This window comes from Escherichia sp. MOD1-EC7011, from assembly GCF_002965005.1.
Classification (GTDB): Bacteria; Pseudomonadota; Gammaproteobacteria; order Enterobacterales; family Enterobacteriaceae; genus Escherichia; species Escherichia ruysiae.
The window spans coordinates 1-21,121 of sequence record NZ_PTRD01000048.1; the positions used below are offsets into that span (position 1 = coordinate 1).

Annotated in this window: 23 protein-coding genes and 3 pseudogenes; 8 read left to right on the forward strand and 18 right to left on the reverse strand. The window is 48.4% G+C overall.

Annotation, left to right across the window (positions count from 1 at the left end):
- Positions 1 to 185 precede the first annotated feature (185 nt).
- The 6 genes and pseudogenes from A7098_RS23790 to A7098_RS20835 form a co-directional block, all read right to left on the reverse strand.
- Positions 186 to 956, reverse strand: coding sequence for a hypothetical protein (locus A7098_RS23790; RefSeq protein ID WP_058799122.1), 771 nt, complete (start codon positions 954 to 956; stop codon positions 186 to 188).
- Positions 957 to 1,006: 50 nt separating this feature from the next.
- Positions 1,007 to 1,473: pseudogene (locus A7098_RS20815) on the reverse strand (DUF1380 family protein).
- Positions 1,454 to 1,675 (reverse strand): hypothetical protein, encoded by a 222-nt coding sequence (locus tag A7098_RS20820; RefSeq protein ID WP_001104885.1) that lies wholly within the window; start codon positions 1,673 to 1,675, stop codon positions 1,454 to 1,456. The pseudogene A7098_RS20815 and the gene A7098_RS20820 overlap by 20 nt, the downstream one beginning before the upstream one ends.
- The gene (locus A7098_RS20825; RefSeq protein WP_000085874.1) at positions 1,676 to 2,359 is read right to left on the reverse strand and encodes a DNA methylase; all 684 of its coding nucleotides are present in this window, start codon (positions 2,357 to 2,359) and stop codon (positions 1,676 to 1,678) included.
- A gap of 75 nt (positions 2,360 to 2,434) precedes the next feature.
- A complete protein-coding gene (locus A7098_RS20830; protein ID WP_032141194.1) occupies positions 2,435 to 2,746 on the reverse strand; it encodes a hypothetical protein in 312 nt (103 codons plus the stop codon).
- Entirely contained in the window at positions 2,743 to 3,645 is a 903-nt protein-coding gene (locus tag A7098_RS20835; RefSeq protein WP_001298864.1) for a DUF1281 domain-containing protein, read from the reverse strand. The genes A7098_RS20830 and A7098_RS20835 overlap by 4 nt, the downstream gene beginning before the upstream one ends.
- A gap of 417 nt (positions 3,646 to 4,062) precedes the next feature.
- Here A7098_RS20835 and A7098_RS20845 point away from each other — a divergent pair, with 417 nt between their 5' ends.
- The 3 genes from A7098_RS20845 to A7098_RS20855 are packed head-to-tail and all read left to right on the forward strand — an operon-like array spanning position 4,063 to position 6,019.
- Complete coding sequence (locus A7098_RS20845; protein WP_000618110.1) at positions 4,063 to 4,311, forward strand: DinI-like family protein; 249 nt, start codon at positions 4,063 to 4,065, stop codon at positions 4,309 to 4,311.
- Positions 4,308 to 4,745: a translesion error-prone DNA polymerase V autoproteolytic subunit gene (umuD, locus tag A7098_RS20850; RefSeq protein WP_000109071.1), complete on the forward strand. Its 438-nt coding sequence runs from the start codon at positions 4,308 to 4,310 to the stop codon at positions 4,743 to 4,745. Before A7098_RS20845 ends, umuD begins: the two co-directional genes overlap by 4 nt.
- Positions 4,745 to 6,019, forward strand: a complete 1,275-nt coding sequence (locus A7098_RS20855) for a Y-family DNA polymerase (protein ID WP_000457498.1) — start codon at positions 4,745 to 4,747, stop codon at positions 6,017 to 6,019. The genes umuD and A7098_RS20855 overlap by 1 nt, the downstream gene beginning before the upstream one ends.
- A gap of 1 nt (position 6,020) precedes the next feature.
- Here the strand turns inward: A7098_RS20855 and A7098_RS20860 are convergent, their stop codons facing one another.
- The 7 genes from A7098_RS20860 to A7098_RS20890 all read right to left on the reverse strand — a co-directional run bounded on the left by A7098_RS20860 (position 6,021) and on the right by A7098_RS20890 (position 11,051).
- Complete coding sequence (locus A7098_RS20860) at positions 6,021 to 6,437, reverse strand: plasmid partitioning/stability family protein (protein ID WP_001278818.1); 417 nt, start codon at positions 6,435 to 6,437, stop codon at positions 6,021 to 6,023.
- Positions 6,430 to 7,410 carry a plasmid segregation protein ParM gene (locus A7098_RS20865; RefSeq protein WP_000688514.1) on the reverse strand — a complete coding sequence of 327 codons (981 nt, stop codon included), beginning with the start codon at positions 7,408 to 7,410 and terminating at the stop codon, positions 6,430 to 6,432. The genes A7098_RS20860 and A7098_RS20865 overlap by 8 nt, the downstream gene beginning before the upstream one ends.
- Positions 7,411 to 7,823: 413 nt before the next feature.
- Positions 7,824 to 8,132, reverse strand: coding sequence for a hypothetical protein (locus A7098_RS20870; protein ID WP_000048808.1), 309 nt, complete (start codon positions 8,130 to 8,132; stop codon positions 7,824 to 7,826).
- An 86-nt stretch (positions 8,133 to 8,218) separates the two neighbouring features.
- Positions 8,219 to 8,863 carry a ParA family protein gene (locus A7098_RS20875; protein ID WP_001144036.1) on the reverse strand — a complete coding sequence of 215 codons (645 nt, stop codon included), beginning with the start codon at positions 8,861 to 8,863 and terminating at the stop codon, positions 8,219 to 8,221.
- 178 nt (positions 8,864 to 9,041) lie between these two features.
- Positions 9,042 to 9,821 (reverse strand): site-specific integrase, encoded by a 780-nt coding sequence (locus tag A7098_RS20880; RefSeq protein ID WP_000147280.1) that lies wholly within the window; start codon positions 9,819 to 9,821, stop codon positions 9,042 to 9,044.
- On the reverse strand, positions 9,821 to 10,642 hold the full coding sequence (locus tag A7098_RS20885) for a hypothetical protein (protein WP_001316850.1): 822 nt from the start codon (positions 10,640 to 10,642) through the stop codon (positions 9,821 to 9,823). Before A7098_RS20885 ends, A7098_RS20880 begins: the two co-directional genes overlap by 1 nt.
- Positions 10,643 to 10,700: 58 nt before the next feature.
- Positions 10,701 to 11,051, reverse strand: coding sequence for a hypothetical protein (locus tag A7098_RS20890; RefSeq protein ID WP_000493380.1), 351 nt, complete (start codon positions 11,049 to 11,051; stop codon positions 10,701 to 10,703).
- A 519-nt stretch (positions 11,052 to 11,570) separates the two neighbouring features.
- On the opposite strand from A7098_RS20890, the pseudogene A7098_RS24320 reads away from it, so the two are divergent.
- Positions 11,571 to 12,212 (forward strand): annotated as a pseudogene (locus tag A7098_RS24320) (transposase); the annotation flags it as partial.
- Here the strand turns inward: A7098_RS24320 and A7098_RS20905 are convergent.
- Entirely contained in the window at positions 12,201 to 12,404 is a 204-nt protein-coding gene (locus tag A7098_RS20905) for an Abi family protein (protein WP_089640910.1), read from the reverse strand. The pseudogene A7098_RS24320 and the gene A7098_RS20905 overlap by 12 nt on opposite strands.
- 789 nt (positions 12,405 to 13,193) lie before the next feature.
- On the opposite strand from A7098_RS20905, the gene A7098_RS20910 reads away from it, so the two are divergent.
- From A7098_RS20910 to A7098_RS20930, 4 genes and pseudogenes are all read left to right on the forward strand, one after another.
- Positions 13,194 to 14,627 carry an SH3 domain-containing protein gene (locus A7098_RS20910; RefSeq protein WP_089559529.1) on the forward strand — a complete coding sequence of 478 codons (1,434 nt, stop codon included), beginning with the start codon at positions 13,194 to 13,196 and terminating at the stop codon, positions 14,625 to 14,627.
- A gap of 921 nt (positions 14,628 to 15,548) precedes the next feature.
- A complete protein-coding gene (locus A7098_RS20920) occupies positions 15,549 to 16,178 on the forward strand; it encodes a winged helix-turn-helix domain-containing protein (protein WP_089581704.1) in 630 nt (209 codons plus the stop codon).
- Positions 16,175 to 16,705 (forward strand): PsaF/MyfF family fimbrial adhesin regulatory protein, encoded by a 531-nt coding sequence (locus A7098_RS20925; protein ID WP_089559535.1) that lies wholly within the window; start codon positions 16,175 to 16,177, stop codon positions 16,703 to 16,705. The genes A7098_RS20920 and A7098_RS20925 overlap by 4 nt, the downstream gene beginning before the upstream one ends.
- Positions 16,706 to 16,852: 147 nt before the next feature.
- A pseudogene (locus A7098_RS20930) lies at positions 16,853 to 17,514 on the forward strand (IS3-like element ISEc48 family transposase); the annotation flags it as partial.
- Positions 17,515 to 17,594: 80 nt separating this feature from the next.
- Here the strand turns inward: A7098_RS20930 and faeJ are convergent.
- The 4 genes from faeJ to A7098_RS20955 all read right to left on the reverse strand — a co-directional run bounded on the left by faeJ (position 17,595) and on the right by A7098_RS20955 (position 20,943).
- A complete protein-coding gene (gene faeJ / locus A7098_RS20935) occupies positions 17,595 to 18,335 on the reverse strand; it encodes a F4 (K88) fimbria accessory protein FaeJ (RefSeq protein ID WP_089581705.1) in 741 nt (246 codons plus the stop codon).
- 16 nt (positions 18,336 to 18,351) lie between these two features.
- Positions 18,352 to 19,116, reverse strand: a complete 765-nt coding sequence (faeI, locus tag A7098_RS20940) for a F4 (K88) fimbria minor subunit FaeI (RefSeq protein ID WP_016262320.1) — start codon at positions 19,114 to 19,116, stop codon at positions 18,352 to 18,354.
- Between the two features lie 30 nt (positions 19,117 to 19,146).
- Entirely contained in the window at positions 19,147 to 19,944 is a 798-nt protein-coding gene (gene faeH / locus A7098_RS20945; RefSeq protein ID WP_089559539.1) for a F4 (K88) fimbria minor subunit FaeH, read from the reverse strand.
- A gap of 225 nt (positions 19,945 to 20,169) precedes the next feature.
- The gene (locus A7098_RS20955) at positions 20,170 to 20,943 is read right to left on the reverse strand and encodes a fimbrial protein (protein ID WP_105281384.1); all 774 of its coding nucleotides are present in this window, start codon (positions 20,941 to 20,943) and stop codon (positions 20,170 to 20,172) included.
- Positions 20,944 to 21,121 lie beyond the last annotated feature (178 nt).

The following is a 21,121-nucleotide window of genomic DNA, read 5'->3' on the forward strand; positions in this document are numbered from 1 at the left end:
CATCAACGCCAGCCCGGCTAAGATGGAGGCACGGCACAGCCCGCACACGACGCTGAGGCCACATAACTGAAAAACCACAAGGCCATGCTCTGCATGGCCGGGTAAAGCGGAGCCGGCGGCGACTTCCTTTGTGCTCTGTCCGGGGACCGGCAGGAAAAAGGCGGGAATTTACCCCGCCAGTGTCATCATTTCCGGATTTTTGCCAGGGCATCCGCCATGCTGCGGATTTCGGTCCGGGCTTCCCGGACCACCTCCCGCAGAACACCACGGTCAAACCAGCGGCGGGGCGTTTCATCAGGTATACGCAGCACATCGCAGGCCAGCCCACTGGACAGGATATGCTCAATACAATCGCTGACCAGGTACATTTCCACCGACGAAAAACGTGCTCCCCGGTTCACGATGGCATCGAGCACCACGGGCAGGTTTTCGTCATCTTCATCGAGCCAGCAGGGGTGATCGCTTTCCTTCACGACCAGGCGAAAGCGGCGCGTCTGGCGGGTCAGCAACGTCTGACCGGTGGTGGTCAGCGCCGCACGGATACGCCGCGCATCTTCTGCCACCTGGTAACAGATGCTTCGTACCGCATCGTGCACCGCATCAAGAACAGCCCTGATTTCGTCTTCGGTCAGCCATTCTCCGGCATACGGGAAAGACACCTGCGTTCCGTCTGCCGGAAGTACCGGCAGCGATTGCCACTGACTGCCGGACAGTACCAGTTCCGCCCCGGTTCCGGTCAGTCTCTGAATGGCGGAGGCCAGGTGCGGCGGCAGTACGCCGCCGTGACGGTTGATAAGTAACGTCGCCAGCCGGGGCGCATCCAGCCGCACGTAAATGCTGATCCAGCCCGGATAGTTCGGATTTCGCTGGTCAACATCCGTCTCTTCCGGCCAGCCCTGCGCCAGCAGCAGGTTACGGGCGTGACGACAAACCAGTGCATTCAGCGTTTTGTTCATGATTAAGCGTTCTCCCTGTATCGCCGCCCGCAGGGCAGGCGGCGATAACATCAGTTGTTTTCGTGTGTGTTGTTTTTCAGCAGGGTGCGGGCCTGATTAATCACTGCCTGACGGCGGGTAACACATTCCGGGACGGCAAGGCCGTTATCACGGGCGGCCCATTCACGTTTCCACAGTGCCTGTTCAGCGGTCTGAATCAGGGACGCCAGCAGTTCAGCAGAGACGGTCACCAGGCGGTTTTCGCTCACGTTGCTGATAATCTCCATCGCAGCGGCGGAAGAAATACCGGACTCAATCCGCTGGTCTTCCGGGATGTCCTCCAGGTGCGCCAGGACAGTCCTGATTTCATGATCGGTCAGAGAAATTTCCATACCGTCGGCCAGTGCCTGAATCTCTTCCGGGGACCAGATAAGCAGCATCAGCGGCGTGTTTCCCGGATACTTTGCTGCCAGCTCACGGCAGAGCGTTTCGCATGTTCCGTACATTTCGTCTCCTCCTTAATCTTTGAAGCACGCATCCAGTTCAAGAATTTCGGTATATGCCTCCATCAGGAGGCGGTTTGCGCGAAACAACGTCTGACGCACCAGACGTTCCGGCAGGGTGTCAGCATTAAAGCTGTACCGCCGCTCCATCTCATTCATGGTTGTACGCAGGTCGCACATGGCATTGGCCACCTCCGCCACTTCGGCGCGAAGTTTTTCGTGTCCGGCATAGTTCATTTACGCAGCCTCCGGCATAAACCAGTCATCATTCGCGGCCCCCTGCTGCATGGCCCGTTGTACGGCAGCCAGTCGTTGCTGTCCGGCACGGTGATACTGCTCAAGCAGCTCGATACCGATATACCGGCGTCCGGACTGGAGGGCGGCAACGCAGGTTGAGCCGCTGCCTGCAAACGGGTCCAGCACAATTGCGTTCGGGTGTGTGAAGCTCTCAATCAGCGGTTGCAGGCTGGTAACAGGCTTTTCCGTCGGGTGATGACGATTGCCTGAATATTTCCAGCCCAGCACGTCCGGCAGCGGGTTTTGTGGCAGACGTGGACGGCCTTTTGCCAGGATGTAGGCGCATTCGTGGCGATAGCCCACATATGCGGCCTTCGATGTGTAGTTTTTGGTGAAGACCAGGTGACCAACAACGCTGAATCCCGCATTTTTCCAGGCAGACATAAAGCGATCGACGCGGTTCCAGCCATAGAAGCTCACCATCAGCGCGTCTTTTTTCAGCACGCGGTACATCTCATTACAGGCCGGTTGCAGCCATTCGTCGGTTTTATCGCCAGCAATGGTGCGCCCGGAACGGTCACGGAAACCGACGAGATACGGCGGGTCGGTGAGGATGAAATCGACAGCATTGTCCGGAAACGTGGCCATAACTCGCACGCAGTCACCCAGGATAAAACGGGACATAAAAGCCTCCTTCTCTTACAGAGGGCACCGGGAGGGCACCCCTGTGGTGCCCGTTCCCCGCTGCCTGTGGGCTGTTCACCGCGTCCGGTAACGGGTCAGGCCGACCGTGGAATACCGCAGCCGTCGTCTTTTTGACGGCAAGGCTATGCCGCGAAAGCGGCTTGAAGGGCGTTCATCAGAAAAGGGCGACGGGCTGGCGTACACTGTCACCGGTGCCAGCCGGGAGCGGTAAAAGCGCCCGTCCCGTGCCCGCCGGACGCGGGACACTGACCACAGGCAGCGTTTATGCCGCGCCGCGTCAGCCGGCGCAGTAAAAAGAGGAGCACGGCGACATCCTTTGTCGGAAAAGAAACGGGCGGTTGCCCGCCCGTCTCCGTCAGAATTCATCCACCGTAATGCGCCACCTTGTCGACAATCCACGCAGGTCCGGTGACTTCCGGCAGCTCATCGTCATCTGTCGGGGAAGACCATTCCAGTTCCCCCCACAGGACATCAACAAGCTCTCCACGCTCATATCGCTGCCAGCCACAGAAATTGCAGCCCTGCTCGGCATACCAGTGCTCCAGTGTGCAACTGAAACGGCGGCTTAATTCTGCAATAACGTCGCTTTCCGGCTGACACCACGGCGTGTCGAAATCAACCTGAATGAAGTTGTCTCCCTGACTGCTGATATTCACCTCATACCCCACAGGCCACTTCACGCCATACTGTTCCGTATACCAGTGATACGCAGAAGGAACACCGTTCAGAACACCACCGTTAAAGCCATTCACTTCAACATCCAGGCGGGTGGGCAGAACCGTCAGCAGGTCAAACGGCATGGTTTTTTCCGGCAGTACATTGTCACACAGACGGTTCCACCACACCGATACATCCTCGTTACTCCAGAAGCCACACCAGTCACCTCTTTTGGCGGTGAAATGCACGGTGATGGTTTCCCTGACCTCATCCGGTAATCCTTCCCAGCGACGCTGGCCAGTACCACTCTGCAGCCAGAGTTCATGCAGCATCAGGCAGTTTTGTTCATCCAGTAGCACACCGTTCTGCAGGTGTGTCAGCCAGCGGGTGAACGCGATATTCTCCGGCGATACAACACCACGTCCGGCAGCCGTCAGTCCGGGGCACGGTTCAAACCGCACATCTTCAGTGGTCTGCAGAAGTCCGGCACTACCGGCCAGAAACAGCTGAATACCTTCATCTGTGGCGCGGCGATAAAGCGGTGTGACTGCACCGCTGGCCAGTCGTTTAATCTCAGCGATCTGTGCTGGTTCACCAGAAAAATACATACGATTCGAGCACCAGTTTGGCATGGGAATTCTCCTCTCACATGCGGCCTCCATCAGGCCGTGCCGCACCTGTAACCGGGCGACCGCATACGAATGCAGGTGCGGCCCCGAAGCCGCAGCGCGTGGAGGAGGAACGACGAAACGTGACCGGGTGAGGAGGCCGGCGACAGCGACACACTTGCATCGGATGCAGCCCGGTTAACGTGCCGGCACGGCCTGGGTAACTAGGTATTTTATTCACAGAACCGTGCGCAAAATGCTGTGGATAAGCTGGACACAGCAGTCCACAGCAGGCATACAGCCACACTCTCAGAGAATTGAGCGTTTTTTAGTCACAATAATGACATTTGACTGTGTGTGGATTCAGTTATTAGAATACTGTATATACATACAGCAAAAGAAAAGGGAGATGAGAACATGATCCGCATTGAAATTCTTTTCGACCGCCAGAGCACAAAAAACCTCAAATCAGGCACACTTCAGGCGCTACAGAATGAAATCGAACAACGTCTGAAACCACACTACCCGGAAATCTGGCTGCGTATAGACCAGGGCAGCGCCCCGTCTGTATCTGTCACAGGAGCCCGCAACGACAAGGATAAAGAACGTATCCTGTCTCTGCTGGAAGAAATCTGGCAGGACGACAGCTGGCTGCCTGCAGCATGAGTACCGTTTATCACCGTCCGGCTGACCCTTCAGGCGATGACAGTTACGTGCGACCGTTGTTTGCCGATCGTTGCCAGGCCGGTTTTCCTTCGCCTGCCACTGATTATGCTGAGCAGGAACTGGATCTGAACAGCTATTGCATCAGCAGACCTGCAGCCACCTTCTTTCTGCGCGCCAGCGGTGAATCGATGAACCAGGCTGGCGTGCAGAATGGTGATCTGCTGGTAGTGGACAGGGCCGAAAAACCACAACACGGGGACATCGTTATCGCTGAGATCGACGGTGAGTTCACCGTCAAACGACTGCTGTTGCGCCCACGCCCGGCACTGGAGCCGGTTTCAGACAGCCCGGAGTTCCGCACACTGTATCCGGAAAACATCTGTATTTTTGGTGTTGTCACTCACGTGATACACAGGACGCGGGAGTTACGCTGATGTTTGCACTGGCTGATATCAACAGTTTCTACGCCTCATGTGAAAAAGTTTTCCGCCCGGACCTTCGCAACGAACCGGTCATCGTACTCAGCAATAACGATGGCTGTGTGATCGCGCGCAGCCCGGAGGCAAAAGCCCTTGGCATCAGAATGGGGCAGCCCTGGTTTCAGGTGAGACAGATGCGCCTGGAGAAGAAAATACATGTATTTTCCAGCAATTATGCGCTGTACCACAGCATGAGCCAACGGGTTATGGCTGTTCTGGAGTCGCTTTCTCCCGCAGTTGAGCCCTACTCAATTGATGAAATGTTCATTGATTTGCGGGGGATAAATCATTGCATCTCTCCGGAGTTTTTTGGTCATCAGCTCAGGGAACAGGTAAAGAGCTGGACAGGACTCACCATGGGGGTGGGCATTGCGCCTACAAAAACGCTGGCAAAAAGTGCACAGTGGGCAACAAAGCAATGGCCACAGTTTTCCGGTGTGGTCGCGCTGACGGCAGAAAACCGTAATCGGATCTTGAAGCTACTGGGGCTGCAGCCAGTTGGTGAGGTCTGGGGAGTAGGACGCAGACTGACGGAAAAGCTGAATGCACTGGGTATTAACACAGCACTGCAGCTGGCGCAGGCTAACACGGCATTCATCCGGAAAAACTTCAGCGTCATTCTTGAGCGTACGGTACGCGAACTCAACGGCGAGTCCTGCATATCCCTGGAAGAAGCACCACCGGCAAAACAGCAGATTGTCTGTAGTCGCAGTTTTGGTGAACGAATCACAGACAAAGATGCCATGCACCAGGCTGTTGTTCAGTATGCAGAGCGGGCCGCAGAGAAACTACGTGGGGAGCGTCAGTATTGCCGGCAGGTGACGACATTTGTACGGACATCACCCTTTGCAGTAAAAGAACCCTGTTACAGCAATGCCGCTGTGGAAAAGCTTCCATTGCCCACACAGGACAGCCGGGACATTATTGCCGCCGCATGCAGAGCCTTAAACCATGTCTGGCGTGAAGGGTACCGCTATATGAAGGCAGGTGTCATGCTGGCTGATTTCACACCATCGGGTATAGCGCAGCCGGGATTATTTGATGAGATCCAGCCCCGTAAAAACAGCGAAAAGTTAATGAAAACACTCGATGAACTGAACCAGTCTGGAAAAGGGAAAGTGTGGTTTGCGGGGCGAGGAACCGCCCCTGAATGGCAAATGAAACGGGAAATGTTGAGTCAGTGTTATACAACTAAATGGCGAGATATTCCCCTGGCCAGGCTGGGTTAGTTCAGTCATCTCCGAACATATTTTCAGCGTTTCTTCTGGTCTGGTCTTCACCGTCATTTCTCGACAGACTCTGCTCTGTAAGAGGAGTACTGCAATCCACAGACGTATGGAGACCAGATTGTTTTTCCAGTAATTCAAGCAATTTCTTTTCAACCGAAAAAGCACCTGGTATTACGCTGGAAATCACCTTATTAATATCATCCAGAGTCGTATTTTCTGTCAGTAACTCCGATATCAGCAAAGGAAGACGTTTATCTATAGCTGCAAACGCCGCACCAGTAACTAACATCGCGCGCATGAAACGTCCCCGCTCCTTCAGTTTTTCATTTGCAATGAGCTCATCTGCTATCTTATCTCCTGTCCGTTCATCCGGGAAAAGTTCAAATGAGCAGCGTCTGGATTTATTTTCATCACTCATTAGTCACACCACCTTTCATTTTTATCATTCCCATGACTAAATCAAACTGCGGGGATGAGCTCAGATAAAAGCGCTCATCAGGAACCTTAGTCAGGTTCTTCACAGCCTCGGCCACAATTTCAGCCCCACCACCAACACACATTACATGTGTATAGTCGGTGAAACGGCTGATGACATCATTAACTCGTTTAATAAGCAACTTCTGCCGTTCATTGATAACATTAATGATAGACTCACGCTGTTCAGCATTATAAATGCGACGGGAAAGGTAGTCAGGTTCATTACGGTGCACAATGATATTGTCAGCCTGGAATGAGCTCACTCTTGTATTAGCATGTACAGCCATCTGTTCCTTAACCCCGGATGTAATCAGGGACACGCCGATATTCGGATCACACCAGGTTTTTGTAATCCCTGTCATTTTGCTACGAACATGCGACACATCAAGAGTTGTACCACCGAGATCTACGATCAAAAGGGATTCATCATCCTCAAGCCCCGCAAGAACACTGAAACCAGCGGGAATACTTTCAGGAAGAACAGAAACACTGCGAATAACAAATGCATCACTCCCCTGCACCCGTACTTCACGCATCACATTTTTTTTCTTTCTTTCAATGTTTTGCTTATTTTTCTGATTGTTGGCGTCAAGGTATTCAGAGATCGGCAATGTGACGATGACATCAACAGGCTGCGCTTTCAGGCCGGTCTGCTGTAGCGCATGCTGAATGGCCACAACATTCACATCACTGTACTGATAGCGTGTTTCAGTCGTTACGACAGCATCAGCACTTAATGGATCAAATGAAAACTTCTCGCCGTCGATCTCGTAATTAGCCGGAGCAGCATCATCCAGTAAACTAAAAGACCATTCCGGTTTAAAGCTGTTAGGGCTGATTAACGTTTTCACGTCACCATCCTCCAACCAGGCAAGTTTAATGTTGGTAGAACCATCATCAATAAAGATTTTCATAACCAGTCTCCGTTGCTCATAAACAAATAGAAAAAACAAACATGCTTCATACATGCAATGTATATTCAATTATAATGAAAAAACGGTCTTTCCGAAAGGACAAATGCAACATAAAAACACGATAAATTACATGTACATTGTACACACAACTTTAAGACCAGAGGAAATCATAGATACAAAAACATTATGAAGGTTATATGTGATACATAAATGCAATATAAAAACATCGTGGACATCATGGTTCAGGTTAAGGGAAAAGGAATGAAATGGTGAAACTGAGAGGAAAGGAAAGCGGTGACGAATCATGTCACCATAAACAGAAAGATGTCTAATGGGGACTCTTTAGGTACGTGAAGAATCCCCATAACGCATTTAAAAGACACACATCAGATACCCTTAAGGTATCCGATAGTTTATTGACCTATTGCACCATCACGTTCAAGCTTCTCTCTTATAGCCTCAATAATATATGAGCTAAAATCCAGAGATGTTTTACTGGTCGCTTTAAGTTCCGCATGAGCTTCAAAATACGACAGCGGTATGGCCTTAAGATTCTTAGCCTTCGTCCTGGCAGCCACGGGACGGCCTGAAACTACCTCTGCACCTTCATTTGGCTGAGACGGGGCTGTTGCTGTTACGGCAGAAGAAGAAGTTTGTAATCTGGCAGAATCCACCAGGTTTTTCAGTTTTTCAGCCTGTGCACTAAATTTCACTTTGCTCATGAGATAACCCAGGATGTTTGTTAGATACTTAAAAGATATCCATCAAAAGCCCAAAGGATACTATATGGATACCCAATAGACACACCTTACTGTTTGTTATTTTCAATCAGATGATTGATTTCTTCGATCAGGGCAATAACTTCCTTACCTCCTGCCGAATAGCGCCCATGAACAGACTCAGTGATTCCCATCCCAGTCTCAATGACATCCTCAAATTCTGCACGAGCAGAAATGCGGCTCTTCATCAGCTTCAGATGTTTGAACGATGGCAGGATTGCATCAAGCTTAGGGAATTTCTTCTTGTTAGGATTAACTTTACAGAGATACAGGTGAGCAGTTATATCGGTCCCCATGATAGAGCTGATTTCGTCCAGTACTCCATCAAAATGCATCAAACCAATACGTTCAGTCAGGGAGTCTTTTGAAGGGACAATAACGCAGTCTGCAAAGGCAATCGCAGTACGGGTAAGATCTGAGTCAAATCCCCCACAGTCAATAAGTAACGTCTTATCGCTGTTCTTGTAGGGAGTCATAATTTCGATTAACTCATCCACTGTTTTGGGTACTTTCACGGAAATTTCTTTTCCTTCAGGTCTCAGCCCCAGAATGATAGAAAGCCCGGTATGAGTATCCAGATCAACTGTATCAGACTTCATTTCACCAACAATGTTTACGGATGAAGTTGTCTTACCCACACCACCTTTGGGATGCGTATTAGCAATAACAGGCATAGTGTATCTCCAGAATCCACATGTAATACCCATAAAGACCCCATAAGACACCTTTCGGATATCCAAGAGGTACTCAATAGATGTTTTTTACTCTATACCGGTCCTGCATGTCAACAGAATATGAAATACCGATAATATATCCATGAGATATCCGAAAGGGATTTAAAAAAGTCAGAGCTTATGGAATTCTTTTGAGCATAGACACCGCATCGGACTCAGGCATCGAAAACTGCACTCGGTGCCGTGCAGCCACATCCAGTGCAAACACCTTCGTGTAGACCTCCGTTGAGCTGATGGACTTATGCCCCATCAGACTCTGCAGGACCTTCAGCGGTATACCGGCATACAGCATATGCATCGCATAGGAATGGCGGAACGTATGTGGCGTGACCGGGACAGAGAACGTCACACCATCAGCGGCAGCGGCGGCAACCGCCTCCGCAATCCAGGTCCTGACCGTTCTGTCCGTCACTTCCCAGATCCGCGCTTTCTCTGTCCTGCCTGTTCGTTTATTACGCCGTTCCATGGGGATTTTCAGTGTGGCCACCATCGTCTGCAGCTGGCTGACGTACCAGGCGTCGGAGAGCGGAACCAGCCGGTGAGTCTGCTGACCGGCTGGCATTCTTCCTGCCGTCCTGGCTGCTTTTTCGGTCCGCTGCTTCAGAGTGGCCAGCTGCACAAACGGATACGGAGGCGTGAGCGAAAAATCACTCCGAGTCAGCGCCAGTGCCTCATTAATACGCGCGCCCGTATTCCACAGTGTTGCCAGCAGCATCTTGCGGTGCAGATCGGGAACATAGTGGAGCAGGGCGCTCACTTCCGGAGCCAGCAGGTATCTGGGCAGTTCGTCCTGAACGAGAGCCATCTGGCGCAGGGCCAGCGCCGCCGGATAGTCGATGGACACAGGCAACTGAGCTGCCGTTCCTGGCAGCTGCCCCAAGGTAACGAGTCCGGTCATCAGTGTGACTCTCCGACTGGCGATATATTCAGTGCTGATGCGATGATTGCCCGGTTTTCCTCATTACGCCAGTTACCGAAATAGTCAACTTCCTGACGCAGGGATATGTCAGCAGCCTCTATCAGGTCCGATACTTTCTGCAGGGTATTCTGCAGCTGCTGTGCTGATATCCCCCGTGGCACATCATGTTCATCCACGCCGTTGCGGTGTACAAGATCATTTCGCCAGTCTGAGATGATGCCCAGTGGCTCAGTTGGCCAGACGGGAGGGATGTGCAGCACGGCCCCGAAATAGCGCTCAATGGTTTTAACGTTATGAAATGTCATTCGGGAAACATAATTTCGGGCTGCAGGCCTGAACAGTTCAACATCCATTGTGCGGGCGGCGGTTTTATCTTTATTAGTGACCTTAGGTGCGGATTTCAGATAGTACTCATTAAGGAAACGTTTAAGGGGCCAGTCATGCTCAAGCAGAGCCCTGGCGCAGTACATCAGGTACGCCTCCATTACAGTCACGGCATGGACGAAAGACATCCTGTACACCAGTTCAGGCTGCTCCTTATCGAGTAGGGTATACAGCTTCTTCAGCTCCTCCTTTGCGTGTATGTAACGCAGATGAACATTGTTCAGGGAAGCCACAAAGAGCCCGTGTTCATGTTCCCACTGAGCCTGATCGGCCAGCGCTTCCTGCTCCCAGCAGTACAGGTTCGCGGCCTGCTCCCATTCTTCAGAGTTGGGATTAACATCCGGGTAATTCTCCTCAAGCCATTCATCAAACCGTTCAGCTTCCAGATCCTGCATATATTCCTTCATGCAACCCATATTGCTGTGACCTCTTATAGTGTCTTAATAAAGAAGAAATCCCGCCTACTGTATGTATTCAGCGGTCAGCCGCCAGTTCTTCAGCCAGCTTCACAAACCCTTTGTGCTCAGTCTGCAGGTACTGACTGTAAATCCGGGCGTCACGTTCTGTCAGTCCGGATGGATTGCCAGTGAAGTAACGTTGCAGCACCGCAATACAGTGATTGTAGGTATCGAGATCGTATTCCCAGTTTCCCAGCTCACCGGCCACATCCAGCTCCCGGCGAAACTGCTCGTATTTACGGAGCAGAATGCCAAGACCTAATTCTGTTGCAGCATAAACATTATTTTCTCCTGGCGCGGAAATCGCATTACGGATTTTTTCAAAAGCATAACTGAAATCATTTCTCTCATTGAATGCAGTAAACATGTCCTTTCCTCAGTTGAATAGTTAGCCGTGCAATTTTACCACACCTCAATCATCGCCAGATGAGTGCCACTCTGTTGAGAAAGTGACTTTCACAAAAATGAATTTCACATACTGAAATAATAATCAGGCATATAACCACTCCATTAAATTACCGAACAGTAGTTTTCAGATGATCCGATTTTTCTGTTATTGACGGGTTTCCGGAAGTGTACCACGCTGAGAAAATCATCATATCGCTGTTTTCCGCCCCCTGCGCGGCGCATCACAGGTCAGGGAGATGACACAACATATAGTGTCATTAGCAGCTGAATTCAGCACTACATGTTGTGCTGACGGGAGATGGCGCTGTGCGGAGGGAGAGGAAGATCCTGAACAGCCGGAAACCTGATCTGCGCGGCGGGAAACCAGCAACCAATTACGCCATAATGGCTCATGATGAGAGAGTTGTAATAGCCCACGTTTAAACCGGACACTTCACCAGTAAGACATAGTCATAGAGCTATGTTTAAGGAGTGTCCTGTGCAAAGAATCGAAGTGATCACTGGCGAGCAAAAGCGCCGCCGTTATACTCCCGAAGAGAAAGCCCGTTTTGTTGCGCTCGCCATGCAGCCCGGCTACACCGTCTCACTTGTTGCCCGGCAATATGGCATCACACCCAGTCTTCTTTTTAAGTGGAAACGGCTCATGAACGATGGTGGGAAGTCTGCGATCGCCGCAGGCGATGAGGTAGTCAGCGTCTCCGAGCTCAAAGCGCTGGAGAAAAAAGTCAAACAGCTTGAGCAGATGCTGGGACGCAAAACGATGGAAGCCGAAATCCTTCGCGACGCGCTTGAGATAGCCCAGGCAAAAAAGTTGATATCGCGCATGCCATTGCTGCCACCGGACGATATCCCCTCATCCGAATAGCAGAAGTGCTCTGTGTATCGCGTTCGAATCTGTATGACCGGTTGCAGGACAAACGCCAGCACCGGTCAGCCCGCTACAGCAAAGACGATGACGCCCGACTGTTACCGCTTATCCGCCAGATATGCAGCGAACGGGCAACAAACGGCTATCGTCGCGTGACTGCGCACCTCAATCGCGTGCTGAAGGAAGAGAACTGGCCGGTTAACCCCAAACATTTACCGGATCATGCAGGCGAATAACCTTTTACTGCCAAAATCTGGCCATAAAAAGCCAGTTACGAAGCGAAATTTCAATGATTTGAAGTGCTGGTAGAAAAGCACTGGCAAGTTGCTTATTCCAAAGATAGATTCCAAGGCATTGCTCTGGCGAAGCCCCGCCCAAGATAGGTAGTTGGTATGTTGAGAACCTAGCTGTAGAAAGAGACTCTGTAATCGCTTGAATTGTCATTGTTCTGATCCTGCGTGGACGGCAGGCCCGTGGCAGGCAATCAATGTAAAAGTCCTCTCTGCTCAGCATGTTGATGGCCTTTCTGGTGTGGAACCTTAAGGAAACAACATGTTGGGTGGAGTGGACAATCCAAATGGTGAATTACCGTCTTATATCATTGGCGCAGACAGTTGCTAATGTGCACCTTTTAAGAAAAGGTGCCAACTTTCGGCATAACCGAGGAATAGAATAGCGTCGGAGAATCGAAGTCAGCTATGATTGCCTGTGCCTGTTATATAAAACTGGAAGACATCCATCCCCTTTCCCGACAATTTATCTCTTTAAACTCTCCGCCTCCATGCAAGATATTAATAAAAGGAAATTTTTTATTTTATGTCTGGCGAGTCAAAAAACACCTACATCAAACATTGTTAATTAATTGTAATCACAGATATTTTTAATATATACAATTCACACATAATCAATATATTTATACAGCCCATTCTGACTAAAAACCCTCAAATGAGTTGTCAGTCAGATTATAATAAATAAAATATTAGACCTTCTTTCATTATAGCAAATATTTTCACTCATACTGAAAGCCATCCAGCCTTAAGGCTAGAGAATAATAATTATTAATAATACAAAATAATAAAAAAAAAGTAATACTTCATATATTATGCATGACAATTAGCTCTCTGGTTTTGTACGAGCAGCTGCGAAATGGCCCTGCTGGATGTGATGCCAGAAAGAGCAGCAACTGTACGCGAGCTGTATTAAGTTGTTTAATTTGTTATAGGAGTCAGCTATATGCAAAAAAGTAAGATATCAAAAAGAATAAAGCCTCTTTGCTTAATAGTTCCGTTGCTGTTATCAGCATCATGCCACAATATTACCCCCCCCTCTAAATTAACCAACTATATAGACGAAACAAAATCACTATTTCCAATAGAAAATTATCCTCAATCTGTCGATAACTGGTTCCCTTCCGGCCCAGAGAGGCATATTTCCGTCATAGATAAAACAGCACAGTCACGCCATTTTTCTAACCTGAAATCGCACTATTTTGGAATGAAAGCAGGCGAAAAATCTCCATGGAACATGTTTTATATAGCATCCGTCCTTAACCAGGGGGTTGAAGCAGATCGTGATGCTAATATAAAAAAGTATCTAGGAGAGAAAAGTGTTTTCTGGGGGGCAAATTTTAGAGTCCACACGAACACATGGAAACAGCAGATAAGGGATAACGCGACGACCAACATTGACCGGACTTATGACCCGTCAAGACGGGGAATTACCATTAGAGAAACCCTGGTCAGACTTCTTCCGACTCTCGACCCGGCTTATGATAATCCAGGTCAGGCTGGGCAAGGCTATCCTTTTGATAATTTACAGGAATCATCAATCCGTCCCGGCACCCCTGTATTTGTCTTATCGACAAGCAACGACGGTCGCTGGAAATATGTTTTATCTCCCACTGTCAAGGGTTGGATATATAGTGAAGATATAGCAATGGTAGATCCACAGTTTGTTACTGAATGGCTGACTCTGGCTAATAAAAATCTAGGAGCGTTTATAAAAAAATCATACTCCGTTCATGAAAAAGAACTCTACTATTTTACGGCCCTCCCAGGAACTATCCTGCCATTCAGGAATAAACGCAACGGAGTTTTTGTGGTTGCAGTGCCTGTACGCAACTATGATGGGCGCGCACAAATTCGCTACGTCGAACTCAAGGAAGATGAGTTTGTTGCTATGCCATGGAAAATGACTCCCAATAATATAGCTATACTGATGAAAGCAGTGATCGGTAGACCCTATGGCTGGGGAAATTATAACTATTACAATGACTGCTCTGCCGAAATACAAAATCTTATGATTGCATTTGGGATATTGCTTCCCAGAAATTCTGCAGCACAAATACAGACGGCTTCCCGGCTTGTCAATCTCAGTCAAGCGAACATCAATACAAGACTGCGTTACCTCATGGATCATGGCAGACCTTTCACCACTCTTGTATACATCCAAGGACACATCATGCTGTATATAGGTAATGCTGTAATCAATGGGCAGCATGTACCAATGACATATCAGAATATATGGGGTTTGCGTCCGGTGGATTCCAGTAGCCGAAGCATTATTGGCGGTGCCGTTTTTTTCCCACTACTGGCCTCTTACCCGGAAACTCCAAGCCTGGAACCTCTGGCTGGCAAGGCGCTATTTAAATTGGGCTTTATTGAATAAATTTTGTTATATTTTTAACAAAACCATAAAGTTCATGAAGTAAAATGGGAATATCGGATAACCTCAGGCACTAACAATGGTCAGGCCTCCTGACCATTAACCATTATGGCAGACGTAAAAGTCTTTCACACCTGGCAAGTTGCTATTTAGCCTTGATAATTCGGTCTTCTTCATGTTATGTGTATGGTTTATCGCAAAATGTCATGGACAGCACATACAATCATCTACATTAATAAAAAAATCAGCAAGAGGAGGAATCAATATTAAACATGTCTCAGCGAAAATTATAAGCACCAAAACAACACAGAATTTTAAATTTGTGCGCATAAAGCTTTTGAGACACTTAAAGAAGTATCTACGTTGCATTAAGTATTTGTTATCAGCCAGCCATCCACGGACAACTATTACGTTTTTTAAAAAATCGAGGCTAAAAATATAAAGAACAAGCAATAATATCAAGCGAACAAGATGTAATACATTAAACAACTCACCACTATCACCACCACACATTTTGAGCAAACTCCTGACGACGAGACAAACAGGAGCCATTATAACAACCACAAGCCAGCAGCAAACACAACGGTCAATTATTAATCATTATTAACACCCCATACAACAAGCATATCGGAAGGATTACTATACTGCTAATGCAACAGAGGGACTGGTGTTCCTGTAGCCCAGCACACATCCGCTATCAAAGTATAAGCGATCAAATGCGTAAAACTATACACCTCCCCGACAACAAAAAAGCATGACTTCAGCAAACAGCATTAACCACTAATAGCCAGATAATAATAAACAACTTTACAGTAACGGCAATAAATAACAAATAATAATGCACGCATAAAAAAAACTATCTGGACATAAAAATTCTTAATCTCTATATTTTCGCCTTCAAAAAAGAAGAAAGGCCTGCTCAGCATGAAAACGCATAACGTTATTCTTGACGTATTAAGAAATGCAATAATAATAGATGGGGAATCTAATCCTCTTTCAAAAAACGAATGTTTTTTAATCAAATATCTTTATGAAAGACAAGGAACCTCAATATCAAGGGATGAGTTAACACAACATTGCTGGCCAGGAAGGGTAGTATCTGCAACATCGCTCCCTGTAGCAATAAAACACATAAGAGATGTTTTAAGGAAAATAAAAAATGAAGAAATAATAAAAACTCACAAAGGTGAAGGATACTCTTTTCTTCCCGGAATAATTGAAATAAAAATTATCGATTCTTCTCCCGGGGACAAAACAATGAACACAAAACACACGGTAAAAACAGGACATCACAAACTACAAATTCGAAATTTCTTAACTGCAATAACAATAGGAATAAGTGTGTTTTTTTTGGGGGCGTTCAACTTCTTTATATATACGAGATACGCTAATAATATAAAGCACTGGCACACAAATAGTGGTTCACTGATAATTTCTACATCAGAAACAATGAGTGAATTAATAGATGACGCACACGAAGGAGACACTATCTTTATTGATGATATGGAGTCAACACTTCTCTGTGATAAACAAACATGCAACTTTATAAAATGAAAACTTCATTTGTAATAACTTCCATTATTGCGATTTTTGCCACATTATTAATCATTGTCAATAACAATGATATAACATTTTTCTCTGAGAGGACGTACAAAAATATAACAGAACACACAGATATAAAAAAAAATGGGATTGGGTTTAACATTCTGCATTACATGTCAGATGACAATGCAAAACTAATTATTTCAGAAACACTTTCTGGAATAGCTATAAGAACAAGCTTACACGGATATCTGTTAATACCAACTCATAAATATAAAACATCCAGCTCAGGCTCATTTCAATCTATAGGCTCAGTGTTATCTCTATGCTCCTACCACGCCAGCAATCATGACATTATATTTTTTGATGGAAGCAGAGGTGTATTAGAAAATCATAATCAACTGATACCATTGCCAACTATATTTTTAGGGCAGAAGAATCACAGCAAGCATCCCAAAAATATAGCTCAAGAAAGAAACATAGAGCATAACAATGAAGAAAACAACAATTATCAAGAACTGACAACAATCAATTACTAATATTACGAGAAGCGGTGTAACAAAGGATGTTCACCGCAAAAATCATTAATTTAAAACTGAGCTGGCCCCTGAAATACCAGACAGTAGATGTATCTTAAAATAAGAGATAGGCTTGGATATATGTCTAACACTAGTTCTAATTTTGAGATGGCTGGCGTTTTGTTAGGAAAAGAGGTGCGTAAACGTAAAACACCTCAGGAAAAAAAAATCGCAATTATTCAACAGACTATGGATCCGGGCATGACGGTGTCCCACGTGGCGCGTTTGCATGGAATTCAGCCCAGTCTGTTGTTTAAGTGGAAGAAACAATACCAGGAAGGAAGCCTCACTGCTGTGGCTGCCGGTGAAGACGTTGTTCATGCTTCTGAACTGGCCGCTGCAATAAAGCAGATTAATCAGCTTCAGCGTTTACTGGGTAAGAAAACCATGGAAGTTGAGATCCTCAAAGAAGCGGTGGAGTATGCACAATCGCGAAAATGGATAGCGCATGTGCCCTTGTTACCTTCGGACAAGGAATAGCCCCGGTAAGCCGTGTTCTGGGCGTGTCACGTGCGCAGTTAACATTACGGATGAAGGCATCTGATAACAAGCCAGATAAACGGCGTCAGAGGCGCGATGAGGCTGCGGATGCAGAAGTCTTATCGCGCATCCTGGATATCATTGGCGATATGCCAGCATACGGGTATCGCCGTGTCTGGGCGATACTCAGGCGGCAGTCCCGAAATGAAGGACTACCGTTCGTGAATGCAAAGCGTGTTTACCGGATAATGAGCGAAAATAGTCTGTTGTTGTTACATGACAAACCATCACGACAACATCAGGAATATCAGGGCTGCATAAGCCCCCGCTATCCACCTTCCCGGAATCACGATTCTTTGTTTTCCTCTCATCAGAAATACACCACCACCGGCGTCAGGCTTCCCTGCCAGCGTTTTACCGGTTCCTCAGCACCGGGGAAATTCACCCGCACATCACTCAGGGATGTCCCCCAGACACCGGCAATATGCTGGCTGCCATTCTCCTGTGACAACAGCGACTCTGCCCCCGAAATAAACGCATCATAACGTGCCGTCGAGCCGGCATAGTCCGGGGTCCATTCATAGCCGTTCACCTGCTTTTCGGCCCCCAGCGTGGTCACCTCTCCGCTGACCACGCTCCAGCCCTGACCACCAGTAATATTGTCCTGCCATGCCAGAAGATGGCGCATCGTGCACGTGATTTCCCCGTAACGCACCTGTCCCCGGGCCGCAATACGGGGAGATGATGGCACCACCTGAAGTAATGTCACCGCCGGCTGCAGCCCCGGACGGGCAGTTGTCAGTGATGTGGTATGTCCGCCAAGAATATAAAAATCCTGCCCTCTCCGGCTTTCTCTGACCATGCCGCTTTTACCCGTTGTCAGACCGGCCTGCACGGCGTCTGGTGCACTCATCCGCACAGCGCGGGGCTGCCACTGCCAGGACACATCGCGGACATACAGCGTACCGCTGAATTCCGTTACCCCCACAGCCATTCCCTCCTGCCAGTGGCCCGGCGGAATAGTCAGGGGTTGCGCCAGCACACTGGCTGAAGTCAGAAAAAACAGAGCCGGAAACATACCGGACTTCAGACGATGAATAATATTCAGCACCGGACCGTCCTCCTGCTTACTGGTACTCAATACTTACCGGCAGTGATACCCGCCAGCGTTCCGGCATCATGCCGTTCAGACGTAATTCACCACTGCCTGCCACAGTCTGTGCACCATACGCACCTTCAACCTGACGCAGAGAGGCATCACTGAAATGACTCACTCCCGAATAACCACTGATGGTCATTGTCTGCAGCCAGCCGGGGCCTTCGCCACTGAACATCTTCTGCAGAACACCCGGAATATCAGAAGTCTTCATGGCTGCGCTTTCACCAGGCAGACCATTCACATTCAGGTCGTCATACACACCGGCATACGCCGGCTGTCCGTCCTTCACATGGCGCAACACCCCCGCAGCCTGCATTCTGAAAACAAATGTGCCTGCCCGGACGTTATTATCTCCGGTGACAGGCAGCGTCACCTCCGCCACGCCTGGTGCTGTCCATTCAAGCGAAAATCCCTCAGTACCCTTTCCGTAACTGACCCGGGGAGAAAGCCCCTCACGTCCTGCCGGTGTGGTCAGGGTGGTTTTTCCCAGTAAAACGGTCATCGCCGGCAGTGCGACCGGAATTGCCTGCTCACCGTCACGAACACCGCGGCTCTGTTTAACCTCCAGACCTTCATTTCCCTGTCCGACTTTCCATACCCACGGATTACGGGTGCTGGTCACCGGGCCTTCCAGCTTAAGCTCTCCGCTGAAATCTTCTCCCGGCGTGTTCCAGGCCAGTACACAGGAAGGCAGGAGGCTGGCAGCAAACAGAAACAACGTCACCTTTTTCACTTCTCTTCTCTCCTTATATCCCTGCAACCATCACTGTACCGTGACCGTCACATTCAGCCCCGCCTGCCATGCTGCAGGCGTGCCCTCTGCCGGCAACCGCAGTTCAAAATCCGACACTACAGAGGCATATGCCGCAGCCAGATTCATCACCCGACCGTCAGCCAGTATCCCCTGAGAGATGACCTGACCATTGTCTGCGGCACTCATGCCATTGCCAAAACCCTGGTTCATCAGAAGTAATGTGGAAAGGCGGGTTTTCAGCCACTGTGGCAACGTTCCTGACTGTACATCCGTCACGCTCTGTCCGCCAACCAGCGACATCCCTGCCGGCACTGTCGCCCCCTCTTCCTGTGCACCGGCACTGACTGCCATCCCCTGATTCAGGGTGAAAGAAAGCTGCCCCGACACATTTCCCGTTTCCGGGTCACGTACCGGGACAGAGGCGCGAAAACGTTGCGCCGTAGTGCCACTGCCTTCCTTTACGGCGAAAGGCTGTCCGTTACTGCTGAAGGTAATCAATGGCGTGAACCCGGGACCACCGCGCTCAGCCACCTCATGCAGATGTCCCTCCAGAAACGGCAGCGCCCCTTTGTCACGCAAATCAAAAACAAGCTGTCCGTTCTCTGTACGTGCATCGGCAGTATCCACTGACCAGGTCTGGTCAGGTGAACTTATCTGCCAGGTCCATTTCGGTGCTTCGTCAGTGACAAAGCCATTAAACTGAATTTCTCCACCATCAAGAATATCTGCATGAGGCGCAGCCGAATAAAACAGGGCCACCGAAATAATGGCAGAAAGAAGGGCTTTATAATAATGCACTATTTTCATTGTTATTTACTCTGCTCTGTTCCGGAGTATATAAAAATAAAAACCAGATCATTCAAAAGTGTTCCCACTGAAAACAATACAGAACCGACATGCATCACAACGCATTCCGACAGAAAAAACACCTGTTCCGATATCCCGGTTCTGTATATTCAGGCCACCGGAAACAGTGGCCTGAATTTTTAATCAGCAGCAAACGGTGAGGTTTTACTGCCGGATGCTGCTAAATTACGCGTAGGAGACAGTAATCGGCAGAGAAGCGTTCCACTGAACTGTGCCGCTAATCTCTTTATCAAGGGTGATATTGATTGTTGAGGATACAGGGATAGCTGATACATAAAAAGCGCTAAAAGTACGGGTGTTATCAGAAAAACTCACCTCCGCTGGAGAAGCCATATCACTAACATCCTGACGATTATAATGTTGCTCTACCTCAGGAAACACTTGTTCCGCAAAACCCTCAGGATCATGATTTACGCCATTCGCTTTTTTAGCTACCCCCCCAAAAAAGCCACTCCCACTACCAGAGGCATATACGTAAGAGACACCCTGCATATCACTACCCTTGAAAGAAGCTATTGCAGCAGCCCCCATAATAGTCTCAACTTTACCAAGCTTCTCACCTTGAGAATCTTTTATGTCCAGAGTTAATGATGTCATCCCCTCGCTAAATGAGTCCACATCAACCACATCACCATAACTAATCTGCGGAGAAATACCCTGCTGTCCCTTAAATGCTTCAGAAGTCTGAGTACGAATACCCAAGAGCGGAATAGCGCTCTTCAAAGGGATCTCAACAGTCTTCTGGCCTTTCTCGAGCGTTGCATCCAGACCTTTTACCACATCGCCAACTTTCACTTCCCACGGCCCCTGCTGGGATGCCGGACTAAATATACCCCCCATTTCAACTGAACCACCCGAACCGTTTGGAGTCCACGCCATTGCAGAACCGGATACTGCAGCAGATGCAGCCACAGCCAGTGCAATCAGAGTCTTTTTCATAAAATAATCACCTTGACATTTCATAAATAATAAACTGAAATCAGTAATCCTTATTTTCCCAGAATTACCGCAAAACCATCCCCTGCGGATTCATTTAATTAACCGCATTTCATTAAACACTGTGTTTAACTCAGAACAGTTTTACGTTAATCCCGTTTAAAAAACGGCAAATCCCTTT